10 protein-coding genes are annotated in these 6,788 nt (G+C 58.2%); 2 read left to right on the top strand and 8 right to left on the bottom strand.

Annotated features, from left to right (window positions below; all coding sequences use genetic code 11):
- Positions 1 to 117 precede the first annotated feature (117 nt).
- A complete protein-coding gene (locus tag Q1A44_RS21220) occupies positions 118 to 285 on the bottom strand; it encodes a DUF1328 domain-containing protein (protein WP_299629308.1) in 168 nt (55 codons plus the stop codon).
- Positions 286 to 413: 128 nt separating this feature from the next.
- Between Q1A44_RS21220 and Q1A44_RS21215 the strand changes: the two genes are divergently transcribed.
- Positions 414 to 728, top strand: a complete 315-nt coding sequence (locus Q1A44_RS21215; RefSeq protein ID WP_299629306.1) for a hypothetical protein — start codon at positions 414 to 416, stop codon at positions 726 to 728.
- Here Q1A44_RS21215 and Q1A44_RS21210 read toward each other — a convergent pair.
- Entirely contained in the window at positions 725 to 1,093 is a 369-nt protein-coding gene (locus Q1A44_RS21210) for a hypothetical protein (RefSeq protein WP_299629304.1), read from the bottom strand. The two genes, Q1A44_RS21215 and Q1A44_RS21210, sit on opposite strands and share 4 nt — an antisense overlap.
- A gap of 82 nt (positions 1,094 to 1,175) precedes the next feature.
- Between Q1A44_RS21210 and Q1A44_RS21205 the strand changes: the two genes are divergently transcribed.
- Positions 1,176 to 1,904: a Crp/Fnr family transcriptional regulator gene (locus tag Q1A44_RS21205; protein ID WP_299629301.1), complete on the top strand. Its 729-nt coding sequence runs from the start codon at positions 1,176 to 1,178 to the stop codon at positions 1,902 to 1,904.
- On the opposite strand, the gene repC is transcribed toward Q1A44_RS21205, so the two are convergent.
- The 6 genes from repC to Q1A44_RS21175 form a co-directional block, all read right to left on the bottom strand.
- Positions 1,901 to 2,968: a plasmid replication protein RepC gene (repC, locus tag Q1A44_RS21200; protein WP_299629299.1), complete on the bottom strand. Its 1,068-nt coding sequence runs from the start codon at positions 2,966 to 2,968 to the stop codon at positions 1,901 to 1,903. The two genes, Q1A44_RS21205 and repC, sit on opposite strands and share 4 nt — an antisense overlap.
- Positions 2,969 to 3,137: 169 nt before the next feature.
- Entirely contained in the window at positions 3,138 to 4,097 is a 960-nt protein-coding gene (gene repB, locus Q1A44_RS21195; RefSeq protein ID WP_299629297.1) for a plasmid partitioning protein RepB, read from the bottom strand.
- Between the two features lies 1 nt (position 4,098).
- Positions 4,099 to 5,268, bottom strand: coding sequence for a plasmid partitioning protein RepA (gene repA, locus Q1A44_RS21190; RefSeq protein WP_299629295.1), 1,170 nt, complete (start codon positions 5,266 to 5,268; stop codon positions 4,099 to 4,101).
- A gap of 369 nt (positions 5,269 to 5,637) precedes the next feature.
- On the bottom strand, positions 5,638 to 5,832 hold the full coding sequence (locus Q1A44_RS21185) for a PLD nuclease N-terminal domain-containing protein (RefSeq protein WP_299629293.1): 195 nt from the start codon (positions 5,830 to 5,832) through the stop codon (positions 5,638 to 5,640).
- A 23-nt stretch (positions 5,833 to 5,855) separates the two neighbouring features.
- Positions 5,856 to 6,077: a DUF2945 domain-containing protein gene (locus Q1A44_RS21180; RefSeq protein ID WP_299629291.1), complete on the bottom strand. Its 222-nt coding sequence runs from the start codon at positions 6,075 to 6,077 to the stop codon at positions 5,856 to 5,858.
- 60 nt (positions 6,078 to 6,137) lie between these two features.
- Entirely contained in the window at positions 6,138 to 6,785 is a 648-nt protein-coding gene (locus Q1A44_RS21175; RefSeq protein WP_299629289.1) for a TrkA family potassium uptake protein, read from the bottom strand.
- Positions 6,786 to 6,788 lie beyond the last annotated feature (3 nt).

Below are 6,788 nucleotides of genomic sequence, written 5' to 3'. Positions count from 1 at the left end.
TCAAGAAGGCTTCGGTCAACGCGGTTGTGCGGTCCATATAAAAATCCCAGTCGTTCGAGTCAGAAAAGCCGGACGCCTGCGCGCAGTCGTCCGGCTGGTTGTCATGGTGTGGTTCGGTCAGGAGCGGCCACGCAGAAAGCGCGCCACAACCGTGGCAAGAAACAGGATTAGGAACAGGACAAAGAGAACCTGCGCAACACCTGCGGAGGCCGAGGCGATGCCGCCAAATCCGAAGACTGCGGCAATCAAAGCAACGGCCAGAAATAAGATCGACCAATTCAGCATGTCGTTTCCTTTCTTTCGGCTTCGACAGGTCAACGCGCGGCTTCCCACGAAAGTTCCAATATCGGTTCGGGAACAATTCGAAGGCGCAGGCGTTGGTACAGTGACGAAAGACATAAAGGAGACGACCAATGGCACAGACACAGACCCATAGTGAAACGTCGACGAAAAACGGCTTGGACAAGACGTTGGACAACGCCCAGGCCAAAATGTCCGATCTGGCGGACAAAGCCCGTTCCGAGGCGGACGTGTTGCAAGAGACAATCAAGGACGTCGCTTGGAACAGCGCCCAACAGGTGCAAGACACCGCAGAGCGCGTTCAGGAACACGCCCAGACGGCGGGCAAGCAGGCCGCAGACGCCGTGCGCCGCAACCCAGGCCTGGCCGTGGCTGGCGCCTTGGGCATTGGCGTATTGCTGGGCCTTGCCGTGGCACGTCGCGGCTAAACCATCAGGCTCAGGCTGCGCAGCGCTTGATCCATATCCGTATCGATAAAGGGGCGGGCCAGGACAACAACCTGTCCTGCCTGTTGCACGGATGCGGCCCCGTCCACGATGACAACCGGGCTGCCCTCATCTGAACAAATGCGGACAAGGGTCATGGCAATCGGATCGCTCGTCGGCACCATCACCACGGTGAGGGAGAATGGCACGCCCCGCGTTTCCAGCAGGGCGATGGCCTCTTTCGCCGTTTTGACGGTAACGGGCTCGTTCCAGCCTCGGCTCAGGAGATGATCGGTCATATCCATGACTTCGATCGTGTGCGATCCGGCGATCAGAACATCGCGATGAATGCTGTCGCGCGAATTCATTTGTCTGTTGGGGTCCACATCAGCCGTTGATGACACATTCCCACAGAACACGAATTAAACTATGACATAGCGGATGGAGAAAATGTCGACCAATTGTTCAAACTGCCCTCTTCGCAAGCTCGATGCCTTTACGGACATGTCCGGGCCCGAAATCGCCTTTATGGAAAAGTTCAAAACCGGGGAGCTGGAAGCCCAGCCCGGGACTGAAATCATGGCACAGGGCCAGTCGTCGACACATCTGTTTACATGCCTGACCGGGATGGGCCTGCGCTACAAGACATTGGAGGATGGGCGCCGCCAGGTCATCGGCTTTGTTCTGCCGGGTGATTTTATCGGCCTGCAAGCGGGCGTGATGTCCGAGATGGAGCACTCGGTGGAGGCCTCGACCTCGATGCGTCTGTGCACATTCAATCGCTCTGACCTGTGGACGCTGTTCAGCAGCCACCCGACCCGCGCCTATGACCTCACCCGCATCGCGGCGTTGGAAGAGATCTTTCTGGGCGAAGCACTGGCCGTGGTCGGCCAACTGGATGCGCTGGCCAAAGTGTCCTGGGCGCTTCACCGGTTCTACACGCGTCTCGATTCCGTCAACATGGTGCGCGACGGTCATGCCCGCCTGCCCTATCGTCAACAGGATTTGGCAGATGCCTTGGGCCTGTCATTGGTCCACACAAACAAAACCTTGGCGCGTCTGCGCGAGGATCAGATTGCGACATGGTCAGATGAAAAGCTGACAATTCACGACATGACACGGTTGACAAGGCTGGCCCATGCCGAAAGCGATGGCTATGCCAAGCGGCCCCTCATCTAAGGTCCTGATAATAAACTATTATATGAGTTGTCAGCTGACAAATTGGTTTGGCGGAGCGCTCTTGTCACTGTCTCTAGTATGTTTGGCGTTTCAGCCAAGCGCCTAAAATAGGCAGCGGGTGCATCAATCCGGTCGATGACTTCCAAAGTGTAGAGGACAACTACCGATACGGCTAGGCGCCCATGCCTTTTGGTGCTGTTCTGAAGATCATGGGGTGCCAACCCGATCATCTTTGCAACGTCGGTTGCAGATTGCATGACGTCTGACCAATCGCGCATCGGTTGGGGAAAATAGGTCGCCCTCTCTTTGCAGAGACGTTGAAGCTCGTGAGGAGTGAGTGTGTCTGCGCCATTCGGTTCAACTGTATTTATTCTTTTTTGAGGTTCTATGTGCCGCTCATTTTGGCTGTCGCTGGCGTTCATTTTTTTTGTACGGATGACGGCTGACAATTTCTCTTGTACCACTGCGATCCACTGTTTCAGTTCGGCTATGGACAATTTGCGGCGGATGGCGCGGCCAAGATCCGCTAGGAATGTGCCGTGCCGTACCGGGTCGGTGACGCGCAACTCTTCACGCAGGGCAAGCAGGCGGGCGCGTTCCGCGGCTTGGGCTTCGGCCTGTGCCCGGTGTTCTTGGGCGGCACGCGTGATGGCTGCGGAACGCACAACCAACGGGGCGAGGTCGAGGCCAAAGGCCACCTCTTGTGCCCCCCTGCCCCGCCGAAACCGTTTCCCGTTGCTGCTGGTCCGGCGCGTAATCAGCCCTGCCCTGACTAACGCAGCGAGGTGACGGCGCAAGGTGCTATCGGGCATCCCACCCAGGCGATCACAGAGTGTGCGGTTCGAGGGATAAACAATCAGGCGATCGGCGGTGACCGCCCAAAACCGTTGTTGATGAAAGCTGATCAGGGCGCGCAAGACGCCAATCTGACGGTGGCCGATACCAAAGCTGGGCGCTGCATGGGTCAGCGCCTCCAGCAATTTCCATTTGTCGACAGTCGCAGGCCCGGCGGACGCACGCGTCCCGGCCTGCCCGAACGTTGTTTGGGCATGAATGGTCATCATATATGACGAGAGACAACAGTTTTCTGCCCCTGAACCGGCGGTCAGAGTTGACAGGATTGGGTGCTGCGGGCTACTTCAAAGGTGCAAGCTTATGAAGGGCCTTCCGAGACACCGTTTCGGGGGGCTTTTCTTTTTCTGCGGGTCCGCTCGTATCCTCCTTGTGCTGCTCTTATTGCTCTTGGTCTTCCGACTGGCTGACGGACCAGCGGTCGTGAAGCTCTGCGATCAGGGTGTCGGCCTGGGCATCAAGCCACTGGGCGAACCCGTCCTTGTCCGAAATGTTCAGGGTCACACCCTTGCGGCTGGGGCGGATATCGCCCAGCACCCTGCCGCTTGCAGTGCGCAATGCGCGGGGCGCAGTTTTGTCAGCCTGTGCTTTGGCGTTCGGGGCCTTGGCACGGGCAAAGATCGCTTCGAACCGGTTGTCCGAGGACAGCGTCGCGGCGTCGGGCGTGTCGAGAAAACCAAAGGCACGGCTGCGCGCGCCCTTGATGTCAAAAAGCTTAACCAAGGCCAGCCAGCGATCACGACCGATGCCAGGGGCAGGGCCGATCTTGCGCAGCACTTCCAGGGGCACGGCCTGCCCGACCCTCAGCATCCGGCTGACCATCGGTTGGTCAATGGACAGCGCCGCCGCAATGGTTTCACGGTCATAGCCTTCTGCCTCCAACTGCGCGGCAAAGCTTGCCTTCTCGACAAAGCTCAGATCGCGGCGCGCGGTGTTTTCCTGGCCTTGGGCCATGATCAGCTCATCGTCGCTCAGCTGGCGGACCATTGCCTTGACAGGTTGGCCGAGCTCTTTGAGGGCGCGCAACCGACGGCGGCCATAGACAATCTCGAACCGGCCGCGTTTGCTGGCGTGCGGGCGCAACAGAACCGGCACCTGCTGACCATAGGTCTTGAGGCTGTTCATCAGGGCCACGTGATCGGTGTGATCATGACCCAACCGATCCTCGACACCGGCATCGTCAATCTGCTTGGCGTCGATCTCCTGAACTGCGTTTTCCTGCAACTTGGACAGCGAGGATTGCAGCGCACCGACGGCGCCGCGCGGGGCAGGGGCCTTGGGCCTCTTCATATCACCCGAAGCGGGGGGCAGGGCCGTGTTCAATACGTTTTTGCGAACCATTCTATCGTCTCCATGCGTTATGAAGAAGCTGTTCTATCTCGTCATTCACTGCATTCAGTGACTCGAGCGCGCGGTCATAGGTCTGGCGGTTGAATTGGGACCGCTCGACTTCGTAAATCGTCTGCTGCGTCAGCCCCGCATCCGAGATGGCGGTGGATTTCAGCATCGAGGCGACCATGACCTCATCGGCAAAAAGGGTGCGTAAAAAGGACACCACCTGTTGCTGGGGGCCGTCATTGGGCTCGTATCGGTTGATCAGAAAGCGCATGAAATCAAATTCCATCGGCGCACCGGCCTCGGCCACCACATCCAGCAAATCGGCGCTCATTTGCAGGAACTGCGCCATCGACGCGACATCCAGCATGTTCGGCACAATCGTAATCATGACAGAGGTTGAGGCACACAAGGCCGCCATCGTCAGATAGCCCAGTTGCGGCGGGCAATCGAACAGAACCACGTCATATTGATCCTCAACCTCGCTGAGGACCGCGGCCATCCGCGCATAGAATGTCGGTTGCACATTCTCCAGCAGCGCGCGGGGCGTTTCATGTTCAAACTCTTGTAACATCAACCCGCCTGGGGCGAGGTCGATACCGGGAAAAAAGGTGTTCTGAATGACGGCTGACAAGGGCAGGGGATCGTCATAGCGGATCGCATCATAAAGCGTGCCCTGTTCCAGAAAATCATACTCGGGCCGGTAGCCAAATAGCACCGTCAGCGACGCCTGCGGATCAACATCGACGCATAGCACCCGGTAGCCTTTCAGCGCCAGTTGTTGCGCGGTGTGGATCGTGCTGGTGGTCTTGCCCGATCCGCCCTTGAAGTTCAGAAAAGACAGCACTTGCAGCTTTTCACCGTCCCTGCGCCCGGGCAGGTAAGCGCCCTCTTTACCCACATCGAGGATCCGCCGCAGAGCCATGATATCCTGTGCTGAATATTGGCGTCGCCCGCCCGCCGACATCTCGACCTCCGGCGCTTTTCCGTCAAAGTGGAGCTTGCGCAGAAAGCTGGTGGAAATGCCCAAAAGGTCGGCCGCCTCTCCTGCAGAAAAGCGGCGTAATTCCTTGCGCGCGTCTGGCGCGAAGGAGGCGAGCATATGCGCATCCAAAGCCGCACCAAGGGTGTCGGCCCGCGCGCGCACGCGCTGATTGATCAATAGGGGCTCTGCCACGTCCGCCTCTGTTTCTTGTGTAACGCTTTGTTTCGCCAAAGCACTGTTTAGCGTTACTTAATCCAAACAAGACGCGCTTGTCCACGATTCTGCGGATATCGGCAGGATATTGGTGCATACCACATCTTGTGGTGGGCTCGGAAACACAGCCTAATCATCAGTTAAATTACTGAAAGTAAATAAATTTTCACTTCCGGTCACAAATCGCCCGTTTCGTGTGTTCGTCTCTAACAAAGTGCAAAACGCCAATGCATATCCGCACCCATGCCCCGAATCGCCACAAAAAACCCGCCGCGGGACATGCGGCGGGTTTTAAGTCCCGGGCACGATGGGGATGGCACCCGGGGAGGGAACTTTGGCCAGCGGGGGTTATGCCGCTGCCGTTTTGCCGCGTGGGCCAGCCAGCAGCCACACGATAAAGCCGATAAGGGGCAGGATCAGGACAAACAGGCACCACAGCACCTTTTTCCCGGTCGACGCGCCCGAGCTGACGATGGACACCAGCGCCCAGATGTTCAGTACAAGAAGGATAAATCCGCCGATCCCGGCCACTTCGATACCCATGGGTAAATTCCTTTCAATCAAGGTTACGCAGCATCCAGTTCAGAGCCCCTTTTGAGAACGCGATCCCCGTCATCCTGTTCGATCAGGTAGGCAGGTTCAGCGTCAGTTGCATTTCGTGTGACCTCAGTGCCCTTGAAGGTTTTGGTCACCGTGTCGGTGTAGATCTGTTTGACCGTTCCGGTCGCGGTGCCAGAACCCCAGTTCCATGTCACGCTGTCGCCGATCTGGAGTTTTTTCTGGGTCATGGGTCGCTCTACCGTTTGGTTACAAATTCTTAACGCGGTCGACGGACATTGGTTCCGCGCTTAGTCAGAAAAACATTTCTGAAGGGGCGAAACGTCGTCAGCCGCCACAACAAACAGAACATGCGCCCCCGCTGTCAGCGTTGTATCAGCATCGGCCAGGGCCTCGCCGCTGTCGTCGATAAAGGCGACCGGGCGGGCGGTGTCAGGGATATTGAGATCGGCCAGGGTCTTGCCCTCCAGCCCCTCGGGCACCTCAACCCGTTTCAGGCGCAGCGCGCCGGACAGGTTCAGGTCTTCGGTCACTTCGGTGTCTTCCTCGAGCGCGCGGCACAGTGACCGGGCGACGGTCGCATGCGGCGTGATCGTGTCGTCCAATTCCAGCTCGGCACAGACTTCGAGCAGTTCGGGCGAGATGATCTGGGGGATCACACGGCCGAAGCCGACGGACCGTGCCACCAGGGCCGTCAGGATGTTGTCGTCGGACGCATTGGTCAGCGCGATCAGCACGTCATCTTCGCTGCCAAATGCCTCGCGCAGTACGGAAGGCGACGACCCGTCACCCTCGATCAGGCCGCAGTCAAGCGTGTCGCTGATCCATTCCAGCTTGGCCCGGTCCTTGTCGATCAGCACCACCTCGTGGCCTTTGTCGATCATCTGTTCCGCCGTTGCGACCCCGAACTTGGAGCCGCCCACAATCACGATCCGCATCGC

It is taken from the genome of uncultured Tateyamaria sp. (genome assembly GCF_947503705.1).
Taxonomy (GTDB): Bacteria; Pseudomonadota; Alphaproteobacteria; order Rhodobacterales; family Rhodobacteraceae; genus Tateyamaria.
The sequence above is the reverse complement of the archived record's forward strand: the minus strand, read 5'-3'. Positions and strand labels throughout refer to the sequence as shown.